Annotated in this window: 16 protein-coding genes; 10 read left to right on the top strand and 6 right to left on the bottom strand. The window is 69.2% G+C overall.

Features of this window, described 5'->3' with window-relative positions:
* Window positions 1-25: 25 nt before the first annotated feature.
* Window positions 26-766: a Crp/Fnr family transcriptional regulator gene (locus tag ACSQ89_RS26790; RefSeq protein WP_436293998.1), complete on the top strand. Its 741-nt coding sequence runs from the start codon at window positions 26-28 to the stop codon at window positions 764-766.
* Window positions 767-770: 4 nt separating this feature from the next.
* Here the strand turns inward: ACSQ89_RS26790 and ACSQ89_RS26785 are convergent, their stop codons facing one another.
* Window positions 771-1,418 carry an SOS response-associated peptidase family protein gene (locus ACSQ89_RS26785; protein ID WP_436293999.1) on the bottom strand — a complete coding sequence of 216 codons (648 nt, stop codon included), beginning with the start codon at window positions 1,416-1,418 and terminating at the stop codon, window positions 771-773.
* 97 nt (window positions 1,419-1,515) lie between these two features.
* On the opposite strand from ACSQ89_RS26785, the gene ACSQ89_RS26780 reads away from it, so the two are divergent.
* Entirely contained in the window at window positions 1,516-2,280 is a 765-nt protein-coding gene (locus ACSQ89_RS26780; protein ID WP_436294000.1) for an SDR family NAD(P)-dependent oxidoreductase, read from the top strand.
* 17 nt (window positions 2,281-2,297) lie between these two features.
* On the opposite strand, the gene ACSQ89_RS26775 is transcribed toward ACSQ89_RS26780, so the two are convergent.
* The 5 genes from ACSQ89_RS26775 to ACSQ89_RS26755 all read right to left on the bottom strand — a co-directional run bounded on the left by ACSQ89_RS26775 (window position 2,298) and on the right by ACSQ89_RS26755 (window position 7,259).
* Entirely contained in the window at window positions 2,298-3,002 is a 705-nt protein-coding gene (locus ACSQ89_RS26775) for a B3/B4 domain-containing protein (RefSeq protein ID WP_436294001.1), read from the bottom strand.
* Between the two features lie 64 nt (window positions 3,003-3,066).
* Window positions 3,067-3,918, bottom strand: coding sequence for a helix-turn-helix domain-containing protein (locus ACSQ89_RS26770; RefSeq protein ID WP_436294002.1), 852 nt, complete (start codon window positions 3,916-3,918; stop codon window positions 3,067-3,069).
* A 2-nt stretch (window positions 3,919-3,920) separates the two neighbouring features.
* A complete protein-coding gene (locus ACSQ89_RS26765; RefSeq protein WP_436294003.1) occupies window positions 3,921-4,883 on the bottom strand; it encodes a Bug family tripartite tricarboxylate transporter substrate binding protein in 963 nt (320 codons plus the stop codon).
* A 150-nt stretch (window positions 4,884-5,033) separates the two neighbouring features.
* The gene (locus tag ACSQ89_RS26760; RefSeq protein WP_436294004.1) at window positions 5,034-5,246 is read right to left on the bottom strand and encodes a hypothetical protein; all 213 of its coding nucleotides are present in this window, start codon (window positions 5,244-5,246) and stop codon (window positions 5,034-5,036) included.
* Between the two features lie 138 nt (window positions 5,247-5,384).
* Window positions 5,385-7,259 carry a potassium transporter Kup gene (locus tag ACSQ89_RS26755; protein ID WP_093108365.1) on the bottom strand — a complete coding sequence of 625 codons (1,875 nt, stop codon included), beginning with the start codon at window positions 7,257-7,259 and terminating at the stop codon, window positions 5,385-5,387.
* Window positions 7,260-7,531: 272 nt separating this feature from the next.
* Here ACSQ89_RS26755 and kdpF point away from each other — a divergent pair, with 272 nt between their 5' ends.
* From kdpF to ACSQ89_RS26715, 8 genes are read left to right on the top strand one after another with little or no spacing between them, the layout of a single operon-like run.
* Window positions 7,532-7,630 (top strand): K(+)-transporting ATPase subunit F, encoded by a 99-nt coding sequence (gene kdpF, locus ACSQ89_RS26750; protein ID WP_436294005.1) that lies wholly within the window; start codon window positions 7,532-7,534, stop codon window positions 7,628-7,630.
* Window position 7,631: 1 nt separating this feature from the next.
* Entirely contained in the window at window positions 7,632-9,434 is a 1,803-nt protein-coding gene (gene kdpA, locus ACSQ89_RS26745; protein WP_436294006.1) for a potassium-transporting ATPase subunit KdpA, read from the top strand.
* 11 nt (window positions 9,435-9,445) lie between these two features.
* Complete coding sequence (gene kdpB / locus ACSQ89_RS26740) at window positions 9,446-11,629, top strand: potassium-transporting ATPase subunit KdpB (RefSeq protein ID WP_093108368.1); 2,184 nt, start codon at window positions 9,446-9,448, stop codon at window positions 11,627-11,629.
* A 13-nt stretch (window positions 11,630-11,642) separates the two neighbouring features.
* Window positions 11,643-12,215, top strand: coding sequence for a potassium-transporting ATPase subunit KdpC (gene kdpC / locus ACSQ89_RS26735; RefSeq protein ID WP_436294007.1), 573 nt, complete (start codon window positions 11,643-11,645; stop codon window positions 12,213-12,215).
* A 16-nt stretch (window positions 12,216-12,231) separates the two neighbouring features.
* The gene (locus ACSQ89_RS26730) at window positions 12,232-12,369 is read left to right on the top strand and encodes a hypothetical protein (RefSeq protein ID WP_170855629.1); all 138 of its coding nucleotides are present in this window, start codon (window positions 12,232-12,234) and stop codon (window positions 12,367-12,369) included.
* A 15-nt stretch (window positions 12,370-12,384) separates the two neighbouring features.
* The gene (locus ACSQ89_RS26725; protein WP_436294008.1) at window positions 12,385-15,138 is read left to right on the top strand and encodes a DUF4118 domain-containing protein; all 2,754 of its coding nucleotides are present in this window, start codon (window positions 12,385-12,387) and stop codon (window positions 15,136-15,138) included.
* Between the two features lie 3 nt (window positions 15,139-15,141).
* Entirely contained in the window at window positions 15,142-15,834 is a 693-nt protein-coding gene (gene kdpE / locus ACSQ89_RS26720) for a two-component system response regulator KdpE (protein ID WP_436294009.1), read from the top strand.
* A 10-nt stretch (window positions 15,835-15,844) separates the two neighbouring features.
* On the top strand, window positions 15,845-16,612 hold the full coding sequence (locus tag ACSQ89_RS26715; protein WP_436294010.1) for a pseudouridine synthase: 768 nt from the start codon (window positions 15,845-15,847) through the stop codon (window positions 16,610-16,612).
* Window positions 16,613-16,623: the final 11 nt, after the last annotated feature.

Here is a 16,623-nt window from a genome sequence, read left to right as displayed (position 1 = left end):
GGACACCCCTCCCCGGAGTTTCCCGATGACCCCCGGCAGTTCCAGCGGCACTTCGTCGATACGCGATCGCGTGCGGCCGGCCACGCTCGAAGAGCTGGCCAACATCCCCTGGCTGCGCACGCTCACGCCCCCCGAGCGGCGCCGCGCAGAGGCGGCCGTGGTGGTCGGCGAGGCCGAGCCGGGCGACCTGGTGTGCCGCATCGGCCGCGCGCCGACCTACTGGTTCGGCGTGGTCGAAGGGCTGCTCAAGATGAGCAACGACAACGCCGACGGCACCTCGATGACCTACAGCGGCCTGCCGCCGGGCGGCTGGTTCGGCGAAGGCACGGCGCTCAAGCGCGAGCCCTACCGCTACAACATCCAGGCGCTGCGCCGCAGTGTGGTGGCGGGGCTGCCGATCGACGACTTCCACTGGCTGCTCGACCACTCGATCGGCTTCAACCGCTTCGTGATGAATCAGCTCAACGAAAGGCTCGGCCAGTTCATCGCCGCGCGCGAGGCCGACCGGCTCAACAACCCCGATGCGCGGGTGGCGCGCAACCTCGCTGCGCTGTTCAACCCGGTGCTGTTCCCCGGCGTGGGCGAGCTGCTGCGCATCACGCAGCAGGAGCTGGCCTACCTCATCGGCCTCTCGCGCCAGCGCGTCAACGAGGCCTTGCGCACGCTGCAGGCGCAGGGCGCGATCCGTGTCGAATACGGCGGGCTTCGGGTGCTCGACCTCGCGGCCCTGCGCGAGGGTACGGTGGGAGGCAAGGGCGCCGCCTGAGGCCTCAGGCGGCGGGCGCCCGCTCCGGCAGGGGAATGCTCGGGTCGTGCACGATGGTCCGGCGCACCAGCTTGTCGAGGGCGTAGGGCCGCAGATAGGCGGCCGTTTCCTCCACCGGGCAGTGCAGCCAGTCGTCGATCCACGCCTCGCGAAGAAAGACCACCCAGCGGAGCTCGCGCTGATCCAGGGCAGGCAGCGTCAGCAAGGCGAAGCTCTCCACGCACTCGCCCTCGGGCGAACGCCACCCGTTCCACAACCCTGCCATCGCCAGCGGCTGGCCGTCGGCACGCGAGACGCGCACCACCGAGTCTTCGCTGTCGCCGCGGCGGAACAGCGCATCGGCCAGGATCACGCAGCGATGCCCGCGCTTCCAGGGCTGGTAGAAGTTGCGCTCGCTCGCGGCGGTCTCGCCGCGCGCTTCGAAGGTGAAAGGGTATTCGCGCTCCTTGGCGAAGAGGGGAATCAGGCCCCAGCGACCCGGGGCGATCTCGAATCGCGCCGCCGCGGCGCTGCCCTCGCGGTCGGCGCGCGGCCGGCGGATGAAGAGCCCTTGCTGGCCGGGCCGGACCAGCGGCGCCTGCGCGGGACACGCGAGGCCGAAGTGCGCAGCGTAGTGGCGCTGATCGCGGGCGGGCTCGTATTGGATCGGCATGGGTGACTTTAGAAAGCCGACTCGCGTTTAGTCAACTCGCCTTTAGCATCAATGCCGCACGGCGCTTCGCCGTCAATGAACCATTTCACGAGAACGCATGAATTCATCCCAGCTCACCGTCATCACCGGTGCTTCCCGCGGCCTCGGCCGCGCCATGGCCGAACAATTGCTGCAGCCCGGACAGCGCCTGCTGTGCATTTCGCGCCAGGCCGACGAGCAGCTCGCCGCGCGCGCCCGCGAGGCCGGCGCCGAGCTCGAACAGTGGCAGCAGGACCTGGCCGACCCGGTCGCGGCCGCGGCGCGGCTGGCCGCGTGGCTGCAAAACCTGGATGCGAAGGCTTTCGCCAGCGCCACCCTGATCAACAACGCCGGCACCATCGGCCGCCCGCGCCCCTTGTCGCAAGCGATCGCAGCGGAGTTGGCGCACGCATTGCGCGTGGGGCTGGAGGCGCCGATGCTGCTGACTTCCGCCTTCCTCGCCGCCACCCAGGGCTGGCACGCCGAGCGCCGTGTGCTCAACATCTCCTCGGGCCTCGGCCGCAGCGCGATGGCCAGCCAGGCGCCTTACTGCGCGGCCAAGGCCGGCATGGACCATTTCTCGCGCGCGGTGGCGCTGGAGGAGGCGGCGCTGGGCGGCGGCGCGAAGATCGTCTCGCTCGCGCCCGGCGTCATCGACACCGACATGCAGGTGCAGCTGCGCGGGGCGGAGGCCGAGATGTTCCCCGACCGCGCGCGCTTCGAGCGGCTGAAGGCCGAGGGCCAGCTCGACACGCCGGCCACCGCGGCGGCGAAGGTGCTCAAGTACCTGGCGCGTGCGGACTTCGGCACCCAGCCGGTGGCCGACGTCCGGGACGCCGGCTGACCCGCCGCATCCGGCTTTCAGCCGGGCAGCGCGATGCGCGGTGCGGCGCGGCTCAGCAGGCTGCACGCCTCGACCGCGCAGCCTGCATCGCCGAGCGCGCGCGAGAGCACGTCCTTGAGGCGCGCGATGTCCGCGCCGGCCGACGCGTGGATGGCTTCCGCCACGATCAGCACCTGCCGCGTCTCGCCGCGCACGGCCGAGCGCGCGCTCTGGCGGTGGCACCAGCGCCGCGCGTGCGCATGCGAATGCGCGTCCGCGAAGATGATCTCGCCGGCGCCGGGCGCCTCGTGCACGCCCGCAAAATCCTCGTGGCTTTCGCTGCCGCTTGCGAAGCGCACCTCCAGCGATCCGGCGATGTGCGCGAGGTCGAAGACCGCGATCGGCGTGGCGAAGGCCATCGAGACGGCATTGCACAGATCCACCAGCGGATGCAGCGGCGGCAAGGCGTCCTCCTTGCGAAAGCGGCGCAGCAGCGATTCCGCCGCGCAGCGCACCTGGGTGGGCTTGAGGCCCATGGACGAGAACACGCGTCGCCAGGCCTGGATCTCCGGGAACTCGCCTTCCGGACCGGCGGCCAGGCGCGCACGCGCGATCGTCTGCTGCGCCTCGACCTGCGCGGCCACGGCCAGCCGGGGCGTCACGCCATCGACCACCCATGCGCAAGGCACGAGCGCGGGATGCGCCGACCAGATCTCGTCTCGATGAAAGAAAGCATTCGGCACGGCGCTTGTCCTGAGTTGATCAGCCGCCGAGTCTCGAACCGCGCGCCCGATCGCGTCTTGAACGTTATTGCAGCCGGCCCGCGGTGGCGACGCGCTGCCAGGCGCCCGGCGTGAAGCCGAACTGCCGCGCGAAGACGCGCGTCATGTGGCTCTGGTCGGCGAACCCGCTTGCCAGCGCGGCCGTGGCCAGCGTGTCGCCCGCGCGGATGCGGCGCCGCGCACGCTCCGCGCGCTGCTGCAGCAGCCACGCGTGCGGCGGCATGCCGTAGGCGGCGGCGAAGCGGCGCAGCAGCTGGTACTTGCCGAGCCCGGCCATGGCCGCGAGTTCGGCGAGCGAGGGCGGCGCGAGCAGGTCGTCGGCGATGCGCTCGCGCACCTGCGCGAGCCCGCGATCCACATCCGCCGGGGGCGGCGCGACGTTGGCGTGGTGCGCGAGCATCAGGCCGCAGGCCTGCACCAGCGATTCCTCGCACGCCAGCGCATCCGCATCCGTGCGCCGGCCCGCGTCCCAGCTGTCCAGCCGCTGCAGCAGGCGGACCAGCACCGCGCGCAGCTGCGCATCGCGGATCACGGGGCGTGTCCATTCCACATCACCGGCCGGCCGCTCCGGCCCGCCCATCGAGGCCAGGACCTCGGGCTCCAGGTGGACCATGTGCCAGCGCCGGGCTGTCTCGCCCCGCGCGGGCCGCCCGTCATGCACTTCGCCGGGATTGCTCGCGAGCAGATCGCCCGCGCAGGCCTCCACCTGCCCGCGTCCGCTGGCGGACTTGTGCGCCCCCTGCGCCAGCACGCCGATGCCGAAGCTCGCATGCGAATGCCTGGCGAAGCTGCGCGCGCTGTCGGTGTGGACGCTGTGGACGCCCGGCCAGGGCGAGGCGATCACGCGGCACCGATGGCGGGGCGCGGAGGAGGACATCACTACTCGATCGTCGCGCCCGAAGCCTTCACGATGTCGCGCCACTTCAGGTAGTCGTTCTTCAGCAGCGTGCCGAACTGCTCGGGCGTCATGCTTTGCGGCTCGGCACCCTGGGCGATGATCGCGGCCTTCATTTCGGGTGTGGCCAGCAGTTTGTTCACCTCGGCGTTCACCGTGACGATGATCTCCTTCGGCGTGCCCGCCGGCACGAAGAGCCCGTACCAGGTGCTGACGTCGAAGTCCTTGTAGCCCAGCTCGGCGACGGTCGGTACCTCGGGCAGCGAGCTGCTGCGGCGCGCCGAGGTCACGGCCAGCGGGCGCAGCTTGCCGGACTTGATCTGCCCCATGGCCGAGGGCAGGGAGGACACCATGAGGTCGACGTTGCCGGCCAGCACGTCCATCATCGCGGGGTTGGAGCCCTTGTAGGGCACGTGCCGCATCTTGATGTTGGCCGCGGTCTTGAAGATCTCGCCGGCCAGGTGGATGGTGGTGCCGTTGCCGGGCGAGCCGTAGGTGATGGTGTCCGGCGCGGCGCGCGCGGCGCTCACCACGTCGGCCAGCGTCTTGAACTTCGACTCGGCGCGGGTCACGATCACGACCGGCGTGTAGGCCACGTGGGCCACGGCCGTCAGGTCCTTGGTCGAGTCGTAGCTGAGGTTCTTGTAGAGCCAGGGCGCGACGACCATGTTGTCCTTCTGGCCCATCACCATGTCGTAGCCGGTGGGCGCGGCGCGCACGGCCTCGGCGATGCCGATGGTGCCGCCGGCGCCCGCGCGGTTGTCGGGCACCACCGTCCACTTGCTGACTTCGGTGAGCTTGGTCGCCACCAGCCGCGAGAGGATGTCGGTGCCGCCGCCGGGCGGGAAGGGCACGATCAGGCGCACCGGCTTGGCGGGATAGGGCTGGGCCTGCACGGCGGCGAACGCCAGTGCCAGGACCGCGGAAGTCAGCAGCTTTCGGATCATGGGGTTGTCTCTTCGTTTCAGGCGCAGCCTGAATGCTGCGCGATGGGCCGGCGAGTGTGCCGGATCGGGGGCAACGAAGAGTACGCGATTCGAGATGGCTGCCTTCTCGAATCGCGAATTCCCGCGCGCGGGGCGCGGGAAGCCGGGGGCTCAGTGCAGGGTCTGCGCGCCGGGGTTGCTGCGCGCATCGCTGCGGCGCTGCAGCGCCGCGATGCCGGCCATCATCGCCGCGCCGTAGGTCGGCATCGGCCCTTCGGCGGCATCGACGGGGCGGCAGTCCGAGCCGTCCTGCTTCTGCAGCACCCAGTAGAAATGGCCGGCGATCGGCTCGTCGACGATCAGTGCAATGGCTTCCGTGTCCATGGTGTCCTCATCTTTCAATCCATGCGTCGGGTTGTACGCAATGAGAGGACGAATCGATAGCAACGAATTCACAGGAAGACACCCGAGGTCGCAAAAAGCCCGCCCATGTGTGCAATACGCACGGGGCAGTGCCTTCATTCATATTTGCACTCGCGTCCCCAGTTCGACCACAGCGTTGTGGGGGAGTCGAAAGAAATCCCCCACGCTGCCGGCATTGCGCGACATCGTGGCAAACAGGGCTTCGCGCCAATGGGCCATTCCGGGTCCGCGCGTAGGAATCACGATCTCACGACTGAGGAAGTATGAAATCGCGGCCTCGTCGACCTTGAGCCCCTCGCGCATGCACAGGCGCAACGCGCGCGGGACGTCGGGCTCGTCCTTGAAACCGTAGTTCACCCGCACTCTCCAGAATCCATCGACCAGGGGCTCCACTTGCAGGCGTTCTTCCTCTGGCACCCACGGCACCTCCTGAAAGCGCACGGTGAGGATCACGTTCTGCTCGTGCAGCACCTGGTAGTGCTTGATGTTGTGCAGCAGGGCCTGTGGCACCGTATCCGGATTGGCCACGGCATAGACCGCAGTTCTGGGAGTGCGGCGCACATGTTCGTCGGCTGCCAGCTCCGTGATGAAGGGCAACAGGTCCGGGTCGTCTTTTTGAATGTGCTCGATCAGGAGTTCGCGGCCACGCCGCCAGGTCGCCATGATCGCGAATATGACGCTGCCGAGGACGATCGGAAACCAACCGCCCTGCCAGAACTTGAGAGCACACGAAACCACGAGCACAGCATCGACCAACAGAAATGCTCCGGTCGCTGCCCAAGCAAGCGGCAGTGGATACCCCCACGCATGCCGAACAACAAAGAAGGTGAGCAAGGTCGTGATGAACATCGTTACCGTGACCGCAATTCCATATGCGGACGCGAGCGCAGAAGAACTTCCGAAGCCCACCATCGCGAGCAGTACCGCAACCATCACGACCCAGTTGACGAAAGGCACGTAGATCTGCCCGAATTCCTTCTCTGAGGTGTGCAGCACCTGCATTCGTGGAAGCAGGCCCAACTGGACGGCCTGCTTGGTCAGCGAATAGGCTCCGGAGATCGTGGCTTGCGATGCGATCACCGAGGCCATCGTCGCGAGCACGACGGCGGGAATCAGCAAGAACGTCGGAAAGAGCCGAAAGAATGGGTTCTCGAGCGCGCTGGCATCGCTGAGGAGCAGGGCTCCTTGTCCCATGTAGTTGAGCGCCAGGGCCGGAAGTACGAAGGTGTTCCAGGCCAAGCGAATCGGCTTCTTGCCGAAGTGGCCCATATCTGCGTAAAGGGCCTCGGCACCCGTCAGCGCTAGGACGATTGCACCCATGACGACGAACAGGTGCCACCCGCGCGCCTGCATGAATTCAATGGCCCGCAACGGATTGAGGGCCGCCAGGATGGCCGGATGCTCGACGATTTGCGCCACACCGGTGATAGCGAGGACAGCGAACCACACGACGACGATGGGGCCGAACAGCTTGCCTACCGCTGCGGTGCCAAAGCGCTGCCCAAGAAACAATCCGATGATGACAGCCGTCGAGATGGGTAGCACATACGGTTTGAGCGCAGGCGTGATGGTTTCCAGTCCTTCCATCGCACCCAGGACGGATATTGCCGGCGTGATGACAGCGTCGCCGTAGAAGAGTGCTGCGCCGAGCACGCCAATCAGGAGGAGAAGCGTGTGACGCTTGGGCGTGCTCCCCGCCGCTTTGGCTGCGAGAGCGGTTAGCGCCATGATCCCTCCTTCGCCCCGGTTGTGCGCACGCAAGATTAGCACCACGTACTTGAGCGTGACGACGACCATCAGCGCCCACAAGATCGTCGAAACGGCGCCGATGACGTTCGCAGCATTGAGGGCGAGCGAATGGGCCGGGTTGAAGACCTCCTTCATGGTGTACAGCGGGCTCGTACCGATGTCGCCATAGACGACCCCCAGCGCGCTCAGCGTGAGAATTCCAAGACCTTGCCGAGGTGGATGCATGCGCAGATACCGTTTGTTGTCGAGACTGCGGTTATAGGCGAGCGCTGGGGATGCGCAGGCGGGGGCTTGCGATTTTTATGCTTTCTTTACGCCTCTCGGCGCACTCTGTTTCCCGCTTTTATGCAACCGTGCGGACACTGACTGCATTGTTTCTCGATGCAGGAGTGGTGAATGGACTTCACATGGATTGCCGCCATTGCGGTGCTTTGGGTCGTGATGGCCGAGGCCGTGGTCGGGCTGTGCAAGCTTGACGCACCCAAGGGAGAGCGCACGTGATCGGCCTCGATGCTCTCTATGGATTCGCGGGCCTCGTCGCCGTGATCCTGTTCGCCTACCTGGTGTTCGCGCTGATCTGCGCCGAGGAGTTCTGAGATGAACAGCTCGGCCTGGGGCCTGCTGGCCCTCTTTCTCATCGTGCTGGGCGTGCTGGCCTGGCCGCTCGGCCGCTACCTGGCGGCGCTGTGCGACGGCCGCCTGCCGCGCTGGATGCAGCGCGCCGAGGCGCCGCTCTACAAGCTTGCCGGCGTTTCGCCCGAGCAATCGATGCACTGGCGCAGCTATGCGCTGGGCTTGCTGGCCTTCAATGCCATCGGTGCGCTCGCCGTCTATGGCCTGCAGCGGCTGCAGGCCGTGCTGCCGCTCAACCCGGCCGGCATGGGCGCCGTGTCGCCCGACTCGGCCTTCAACACCGCGGTGAGCTTCGTCTCCAACACCAACTGGCAGGGCTATGCCGGCGAATCGACCATGAGCTACCTCACGCAGATGCTGGGGCTCTCGGTGCAGAACTTCCTCTCGGCCGCCACCGGCATTGCGGTCGCCTTCGCGCTGGCGCGCGGCTTCGCGGCGCGCAGCACGGACGGCAAGGGCTTCGTCGGCAATTTCTGGGTCGACATCACACGAATCACGGCCTGGCTGCTGCTGCCGATCTCGTTCGTGATCGCGATGGTGTTCGCGGGCCAGGGCGTGATCCAGAACTTCGACACCTACAAGACGGTCACCACCCTCGAGACCACCGCCTACCAGCAGCCGAAGCTGGATGCCGGTGGCCAGCCGCTGAAGGATGCGTCGGGCAACCCGGTGCTGGAAAATGCGAGCACCCCCACGCAGACGCTGGCCATGGGCCCGGTTGCTTCGCAGGAGGCGATCAAGATGCTCGGCACCAACGGCGGCGGCTTCTTCAACGCCAATTCGGCGCACCCGTACGAAAACCCCACGGCGCTCGCGAACTTCGTGCAGATGATCGCGATCTTCCTGATCCCGGCGGCGCTGTGCTTCGCCTTCGGCCGCCTGGTCGGCGACCAGCGGCAGGGCTTCGCCATCCTCGCCGCGATGACCGTGATGTTCGTGCTCGCGGTGGTCGCGGTCATTCCGGCCGAGCAGGCCGGCAATCCGCTCTTGCCGCCGCTCGGCGTCGACCAGGCCTCGACCGCATTGCAGGCCGGCGGCAACATGGAAGGCAAGGAAGTGCGCTTCGGGATCACTGCCTCCGGGCTGTTCGCCGCCATCACCACCGCGGCCTCCTGCGGCGCGGTGAATGCGATGCACGATTCCCTCACGCCGCTAGGCGGCATGGTGCCGCTGGTGCTGATGCAGCTCGGCGAAGTGGTGTTCGGCGGCGTCGGCACCGGCCTCTACGGCATGCTGATCTTCGCGGTCCTGGCGGTCTTCATCGCCGGCCTGATGATCGGCCGCACGCCCGAATACCTGGGCAAGAAGATCGAGGTGCACGAGATGAAGCTGACCTCGATCGCGATCCTGGTCACGCCCATCCTGGTGCTCGCCGGAACGGCCGTCGCCGTGATCGCGGGTGCCGGCAAGGCGGGCATCGCCAACCCGGGCGCCCACGGCTTCTCCGAGATCCTCTACGCGCTGACCTCGGCCGGCAACAACAACGGCAGCGCCTTTGCCGGCCTGTCGGCCAACACGCCTTTCTACAACGCGCTGCTCTCGATCGCGATGTGGTTCGGCCGCTTCGGCGTGATCGTGCCGGTGCTCGCGATCGCGGGTTCGCTGGCCGCCAAGAAGCGCCTGCCGGTCACGGCCGGCACCATGCCCACGCACGGCCCGCTGTTCGTGACGCTCCTGATCGGCACGGTGCTGCTGGTGGGCTTGCTCAACTATGTGCCGGCACTCGCCCTCGGGCCGGTCGTCGAACACCTGATGCTGTGGAAATGAGACCGCAGACCATGAAAAAGAACCCTTCTCCTATTGCTCTGGGCGAGCCCGCCCAGGCGGCCGTGGCTGAAGCCACCGCCGCGGCCGAAGCCAAGGCCTTTGCCCGGCAGAAAAAGCACCTCTCGCTCTTCGACGCCGCGCTGGTCAAGCCCGCGCTGTGGGGCGCCTTCGCCAAGCTGAGCCCGCGAGTGCAGTGGCGCAACCCGGTGATGTTCATCGTCTACATCGGCAGCATCCTCACGACGCTGTTGTGGGTGCATGCGCTGAGCTTCCCGGGCGATACCGGGATGTCGCCGGCCTTCGTGCTCGCGGTCTCGATCTGGCTGTGGTTCACGGTGCTCTTCGCCAACTTCGCGGAAGCGCTGGCCGAGGGCCGCAGCAAGGCGCAGGCGGCGTCGCTGCGCGGCCTGCGCAAGGACACCTGGGCCAAGAAGATGGTCGAGCCCTTCCACGGCGGCAAGTGGCTGCCTTTGCAGGCGCCCGAGCTGCGCCGCGGCGATGTGGTGTTCGTCGAGGCCCATGACGTGATCCCGCTCGACGGCGAGGTGATCGAAGGCGTGGCCTCGGTCGACGAGAGCGCCATCACCGGCGAATCGGCGCCCGTGGTGCGCGAGTCGGGCGGCGACTTCTCGGCCGTCACCGGCGGCACGCGCGTGCTGTCGGACTGGCTGGTGGTGCGCATCACGGTCAACCCGGGCGAATCCTTCCTCGACCGCATGATCGGCATGGTCGAAGCCGCCAAGCGCCAGAAGACGCCGAACGAGATCGCGCTGACCATCCTGCTGGTGGCGCTGACGCTGGTGTTCCTGATGGTCACCGTCACGCTGCTGCCGTACTCGATCTTCAGCGTCGGTGCGATGGGCGCGGGCACCGTGGTGTCGCTCACTGCGCTGGTCGCGCTGCTGGTGTGCCTGATCCCGACCACCATCGGCGGCCTGCTGTCGGCCGTCGGCGTGGCCGGCATGAGCCGCATGATGCAGGCCAACGTGATCGCCACCTCCGGCCGCGCGGTGGAAGCCGCAGGCGACGTCGACGTGCTGCTGCTCGACAAGACCGGCACCATCACGCACGGCAACCGCCAGGCCAGCGCTTTCCTGACTTCGCCCGGCGTCCCGCAGGACAAGCTGGCGCGCATCGCTCTGCTCGCTTCACTGCCCGACGAAACGCCCGAGGGCCGCAGCATCGTCGAGCTGGCCCGCCGCGGCGGCACCGACGACAGGGGCGTGGAAGGCGCGCACTTCGTGCCCTTCACGGCCCAGACCCGCATGAGCGGCGTCAACCTGCCGGCGGCGCCGAACAGCCTGGACACCGATGCGATCCCGCTGCGCAAGGGCGCGGTCGACGCGGTGCGCCGGCATGTGGAAGCGCTCGGCGGCTCGATGGCGCCCGAAGTGCTGCGCGCCGCCGACGAGGTCGCGCGCCGCGGCAGCACGCCGCTGGCCGTGGCCGAGGGTTCGCGCGTGCTCGGGATCGTCGAGCTCAAGGACATCGTCAAGACCGGCATCCGCGAGCGCTTCGCCGAACTGCGCCGCATGGGCATCAAGACCGTGATGATCACCGGCGACAACAAGCTCACGGCCGCCGCGATCGCGGCCGAAGCCGGCGTCGACGACTTCCTGGCCGAGGCCACGCCCGAGGACAAGCTGGCGCTGATCCGCCGCTACCAGGCCGAAGGCCGCCTGGTGGCGATGACCGGCGACGGCACCAACGACGCCCCCGCGCTCGCGCAGGCCGACGTGGCCGTGGCCATGGGCACCGGCACCCAGGCTGCCAAGGAGGCCGGCAACATGGTCGACCTCGACTCGAACCCGACCAAGCTGCTCGAAGTGGTCGAGACCGGCAAGGCGCTCTTGATGACGCGCGGCTCGCTCACCACCTTCTCGATCGCCAACGACGTGGCGAAGTACTTCGCCATCATTCCGGCGATTTTCGTCTCGACCTATCCGCAGCTCGGTGCGCTCAACGTGATGCGGCTCGCGAGCCCCTCGTCGGCCATCCTGTCGGCGGTGATCTTCAATGCGCTCGTCATCGTGTTCCTGATCCCGCTCGCGCTGAAGGGCGTGCGCTATCGGCCGGTGGGGGCCGCGGCGCTCCTGCGCCGCAACCTCGCGATCTACGGCCTGGGCGGGCTCATCGTGCCCTTCATCGGCATCAAGCTCATCGACTGGCTGCTGGTCGCGGTCGGTCTGGTCTGAGGACATCATCATCATGAAAACCATTCTTCGTCCCGCGCTCGTGCTCTTCGTGCTGCTCAGCGTGATCACCGGCCTCGTCTATCCGCTGGCCGTGACCGGCGCCGCGCAAGCGGTGTTCCCGGCGCAGGCGGCCGGCAGCCTGATCGTGCGCGACGGCAAGCCCGTCGGCTCCACGCTGATCGGGCAGAACTTCAGCGACACCAAGCACTTCTGGGGCCGCCCATCGGCCACCGCGCCGATGCCCTACAACGCGGGCGCATCGAGCGGCTCCAACCAAGGCCCGCTCAATCCCGCGCTGACGGAGGCGGTCAAGGGCCGCATCGAGGCACTGCGCGCGGCCGACCCCGGCAACACGCAGCCGGTGCCGGTGGACCTGGTCACGGCCTCGGCCAGCGGGCTCGACCCGCACATCAGCCCGGCAGCGGCCCGCTACCAGGCGGCGCGCGTGGCGCGCCTGCGCGGCATGCCGGCCGACCATGTGGCCCGGATGATCGAGGACCACACCGAAACGCCGCTCCTGGGCCTGCTCGGCGAAGCGCGCGTGAACGTGCTCGCGCTCAACCTGGCGCTCGACGCCGCACGCTGAGCAAGGAGCACCTGCCATGCCCGATGAGCTGCTCCATGCGCTGTGTGCCCTCGCGGCCTTCTTCATCCCGATGGGCTTCGCGTGGTTCATGGTGTCGCGCACCGCGCGGCGGCACGCCCGTCGCGATAGGCGCAAGGAGCGGCCGATGCGATAACCTGCAATGCATCGCATGAACGAAATCGCCCGCCCCGACCCCGACGCACTGCTGGCCCAGCTGCGTGCCGACGAGGAGCGCGCCCAGCGCGGCAAGCTGCGCATCTACTTCGGCGCCAGCGCCGGCGTCGGCAAGACCTGGGCCATGCTCAGCGCCGCGCAGCGCGAGCACGCGGCCGGCCGCGATGTGGTGATCGGCGTGGTCGAAACGCATGGCCGCAGCGAGACCGCGGCGCTCCTGGCCGGTCTCGAAACGCTGCCGCTGCGCGACGTGGCCTACCGCGGCCGCACGCTGGCCGAGTTCGATCTCGACGCCGCGCTCGCGCGCAAGCCGGCCGTGCTGCTGGTCGATGAGCTCGCGCATTCCAACGCGCCGGGTTCGCGCCATGCCAAGCGCTGGCAGGACGTGCAGGAGCTGCAGGCCGCGGGCATCGAGGTCTGGTCGGCGCTCAACGTCCAGCATCTGGAAAGCCTCAACGGCACGGTCGGCGCGATCACCGGCGTGCGCGTGCAAGAGACCGTGCCCGACACGGTGCTCGATGAGGCCGACGAAGTGGTGCTGGTCGACGTCACCGCGGACGAACTCACCGCCCGGCTCGCGGCCGGTAAGGTCTACATCCCGCAGCAGGCCGAGCGCGCGGCGCAGAACTTCTTTCGCAAGGGCAACCTGATCGCGCTGCGCGAGATCGCCTTGCGCCGCACCGCCGAGCACGTGGAAGACGACGTGCGCGGCTGGCGCATCGAGCAGTCCGGCCGCGAGGGCGAGGTCGGGCCGCCGGCCTGGAACACCTCGGGCGCGCTCCTCGCCTGCGTCGGCCCGCACGAGGGCGCGGGCCAGACCGTGCGCACCGCGGCGCGGCTGGCCGGCCAGCTCAACGTGCGCTGGCATGCGGCCTACGTCGAAACCCCGCGCCTGCAGCGGCTGGCTGCGCCGCAGCGCGACCGCATCCTGGGAGTGCTCAAGCTGGCGGAGGAACTGGGCGCGGAGACGGCGGTGCTGACCGGTGTCGACGTGGCCGAAGAGCTCGCCGCGCAGGCCCGGCGGCTCAACTGCGCGACGCTGGTGGTGGGTCGCGCCGAGCCGGCCCAGGGCTGGCAGCGCTGGTGGCCGCAGCGCGTGCTCACGCGCGAGCTCGCGCGCCATGCGCCGGGCATCGACATCGTCGAGGTCGCGCGCGCCGACAGCTCGCGCCGCATCGCGCAGGCGCGCCCGGGCGGGCGGCGCGGCGACCCCGAGGTGGAGGACAGCGACCGCCCGCATGCGCGCTGGCCCGGCTATGCCTGGGCGGCCGCCAGCAGCGTCGCGATCACGCTGCTCGCCGCGCCGCTGGTCGGCGTGCTGGAGCTGGCCAACATGGTGATGCTGTTCCTGTTGGGCGTGGTCGGCGTGGCGATGCGATTCGGGCGCGGGCCTGCGGCCTTCGCCGCGACGCTCAACGTGGCGGCCTTCGACTTCTTCTTCGTCTCGCCGCGCTTCTCCTTCGCAGTCAGCGATGCGCAGTACGTCGTGACCTTCGCCGTCATGCTCGGCGTCGGCCTGCTGGTCGGGCAACTCACCGCGGGCCTGCGCTTCGCGGCCGGCGTCTCGACCAGCCGCGAGCGGCGTGCGCAGTCGCTGTTCGAGCTCACGCGCGAGCTCTCGGCGGCGCTCGAAACGAACCAGGTCGTGGCGCTCGGCGCGGCCGCGGTGCAGGGCCACTTCGGCGGCCATGCGCTGGTGCTGGTGCCCGACGCGTCCGACCGCCTGGTGATGCCCACCCAGCCGCCGCCCGGTTTCGATGCCAGCGTGGCCGACTGGACCTTCAGGCAAGGCCAGCCGGCCGGCCTCGCCACCGCCACGCTGGCCGCGCAGCCCTGGCACTACGTGCCGCTCAAGGCGCCGATGCGCGTGCGCGGCGTGCTCGCGCTTGAGCCCGCGCAGCCGCGCTGGCTGATGATCCCCGAGCAGGCGCAGCAGCTCGACACGCTGGCGCGGCAGATCGCGATCGCGCTGGAGCGGGTGCACTATGTCGACGTGGCGCAGCAGGCGGTGGTCGAGATGGAATCGGAGCGCCTGCGCAATGCGCTGCTCGGCGCGATCTCGCACGACGTGCGCACGCCGCTCACCGCGCTGATCGCGCTGGCCGAATCGCTGCAGGCGCTGCCGGAGGCGCCCGGCGATCAGCGCCGCATCGCGCGCGCCATCGTCGCGCAGGCGCACCAGCTGCATGCGCTGGTCAGCAACCTGCTGGACATGGCGCGGCTCGAAAGCGGCATCGCCGGCGGCACGGTCAACCTCCGGCGTGAGTGGCAGTCGGTGGAGGAGGTGGTGGGCTCGGCGATCCGCGCCGCGCGCCCCGCGCTCGGCGACATGGCGGTGCAGACCGCGCTGCCGGCCGAGCTGCCGCTGGTCGAGTTCGATGCGGTGCTGATCGAGCGCGTGCTGGTCAACCTGCTCGAGAACGCCGTGAAGTACGGCGCGGCGCCGATCGAGGTCGGTGCGCGCGCCACCGAGCGCGCGCTGGCGCTCAGCGTGCGTGACCATGGCCCCGGTCTGCCGGCCGCGCTCCACGGCCGCGAGCAGACGCTGTTCGACAAGTTCACGCGCGGCCAGGCCGAATCGGCCACGCCGGGCGTCGGCCTCGGCCTCGCGATCTGCAAGGCGGTGGTGAGCGCCCATGGCGGCGAGATCGCGGCGGCCAACGCGGCCGGCGGCGGGGCAGAATTCACCGTCACGCTGCCGCGCCGGGAACCGCCCGAGCCGGCAGAGTCGAGCGACCTTGCCGCCTGAACCATGCCCAGCCCCACCGCCATCGTGATCGAGGACGAGCCGCAGATCCGCCGCTTCGTGCGCGGCGCGCTCGAGGCCGAGGGCTGGCAGGTGCACGAGGCCGCGACGCTGCGCGAGGGCCTGGCGGCGGCCGGCACGCGCCAGCCGGACCTGTTGGTGCTCGACCTCGGCCTGCCCGACGGCGACGGCGTTTCGCTGATCCGCGACGTGCGCGGCTGGTCGAGCGTGCCGATCATCGTGCTCTCGGCGCGCACCGACGAGGCCGACAAGGTTGCCGCGCTCGATGCCGGCGCCGACGACTACCTGACCAAACCCTTCGGCACCGGCGAGCTGCTGGCCCGCGTGCGCGCCAACCTGCGCCGGCCGCGCACGGCAAGCGGCGCTGAAGAGCCCGAGCCGGTGTTCCGATTCGGCGAAGTCGAGGTCGACCACACGGCGCGGCTGGTGCGGCGCGCGGGCACCGAGGTGCACCTCACGCCCACCGAATACCGGCTGCTCTCGGTGCTGGTCGCCAACGCCGGCCGCGTGCTCACGCAGCGCCAGCTGCTGCGCGAGGTGTGGGGCCCGTCGCACGGCGAGCAGAGCCACTACCTGCGCATCTACATGGGCCATCTGCGGCAGAAGCTCGAGGCCGACCCGGCGCAGCCGCGCCACCTGCTGACGGAAACCGCGGTGGGTTACCGCTTGATGCCGTGACAATCGCCGGATGACCGACGCGCCTGTACTTTCACGCCTCAACAAACGCATGGCCGAACTCGGCCTGTGCTCGCGCCGCGAAGCCGACGACTGGATCGCGCAGGGCTGGGTCAAGGTCAACGGCCAGGTGGCCGAGATGGGCGTCAAGGTGGGGCCGGCCGACCGCATCGAGGTCGACAGGAAGGCGCAGAACCAGCAGCAGCAACAGGTCACGATCCTCTTGAACAAGCCGATGGGCTATGTGAGCGGCCAGGCCGAGGACGGGCACGAGCCGGCCGTGGTGCTGATCAACCCGCGCACCCACTGGCGCGAGGACCCGAGCCGCCACCGCTTCTCGCCGCCGCAGCTGCGCGGCCTGGCGCCGGCCGGCCGGCTCGACATCGATTCGGTGGGCCTCTTGGTGCTCACGCAGGACGGCCGCGTGGCGCGTCAGCTGATCGGCGAGGACTCGGAGATCGAGAAGGAATACCTGGTGCGCGTTTCCTACGGGCCGGTCGCTCAGAATTCTCAGGCCGCCTTTCCGCGCGAGCAGCTCGCGCGCCTGCGCCATGGCCTCGCCCTCGACGGCCAGCCGCTCAAGCCGGCGCAGGTCGAATGGCAGAACCCCGAGCAGCTGCGCTTCGTGCTCACCGAAGGCAAGAAGCGCCAGATCCGGCGCATGTGCGAGCTGGTCGGGCTCAAGGTCGTGGGCCTGAAGCGCATCCGCATCGGCCGCGTGGTGCTGGGCAACCTGCCGGTGGGGTTGTGGCGCTACCTGGGGCCGCACGAGCGCTTCTGACGGTCTAACGC

Origin of the sequence: Variovorax sp. LjRoot175, assembly GCF_964253805.1 — a bacterium.
In the GTDB taxonomy this organism is placed as follows: Bacteria; Pseudomonadota; Gammaproteobacteria; order Burkholderiales; family Burkholderiaceae_C; genus Variovorax.
Note: the sequence above shows the minus strand (reverse complement) of the source record. Positions and strands in the feature narration are given on the sequence as shown.

Coding starts and splice junctions, on each gene's coding strand:
- kdpC (WP_436294007.1), top strand. CDS start 11,643: ATGAAAACCATTCTTCGTCCCGCGCTCGTGCTCTTCGTGCTGCTCAGC.
- ACSQ89_RS26785 (WP_436293999.1), bottom strand. CDS start 1,418: ATGCCGATCCAATACGAGCCCGCCCGCGATCAGCGCCACTACGCTGCG.
- kdpA (WP_436294006.1), top strand. CDS start 7,632: ATGAACAGCTCGGCCTGGGGCCTGCTGGCCCTCTTTCTCATCGTGCTG.
- kdpB (WP_093108368.1), top strand. CDS start 9,446: ATGAAAAAGAACCCTTCTCCTATTGCTCTGGGCGAGCCCGCCCAGGCG.
- ACSQ89_RS26755 (WP_093108365.1), bottom strand. CDS start 7,259: ATGCATCCACCTCGGCAAGGTCTTGGAATTCTCACGCTGAGCGCGCTG.
- ACSQ89_RS26765 (WP_436294003.1), bottom strand. CDS start 4,883: ATGATCCGAAAGCTGCTGACTTCCGCGGTCCTGGCACTGGCGTTCGCC.
- ACSQ89_RS26760 (WP_436294004.1), bottom strand. CDS start 5,246: ATGGACACGGAAGCCATTGCACTGATCGTCGACGAGCCGATCGCCGGC.
- ACSQ89_RS26715 (WP_436294010.1), top strand. CDS start 15,845: ATGACCGACGCGCCTGTACTTTCACGCCTCAACAAACGCATGGCCGAA.
- ACSQ89_RS26790 (WP_436293998.1), top strand. CDS start 26: ATGACCCCCGGCAGTTCCAGCGGCACTTCGTCGATACGCGATCGCGTG.
- ACSQ89_RS26725 (WP_436294008.1), top strand. CDS start 12,385: ATGAACGAAATCGCCCGCCCCGACCCCGACGCACTGCTGGCCCAGCTG.
- ACSQ89_RS26780 (WP_436294000.1), top strand. CDS start 1,516: ATGAATTCATCCCAGCTCACCGTCATCACCGGTGCTTCCCGCGGCCTC.
- ACSQ89_RS26770 (WP_436294002.1), bottom strand. CDS start 3,918: ATGTCCTCCTCCGCGCCCCGCCATCGGTGCCGCGTGATCGCCTCGCCC.
- kdpE (WP_436294009.1), top strand. CDS start 15,142: ATGCCCAGCCCCACCGCCATCGTGATCGAGGACGAGCCGCAGATCCGC.
- ACSQ89_RS26730 (WP_170855629.1), top strand. CDS start 12,232: ATGCCCGATGAGCTGCTCCATGCGCTGTGTGCCCTCGCGGCCTTCTTC.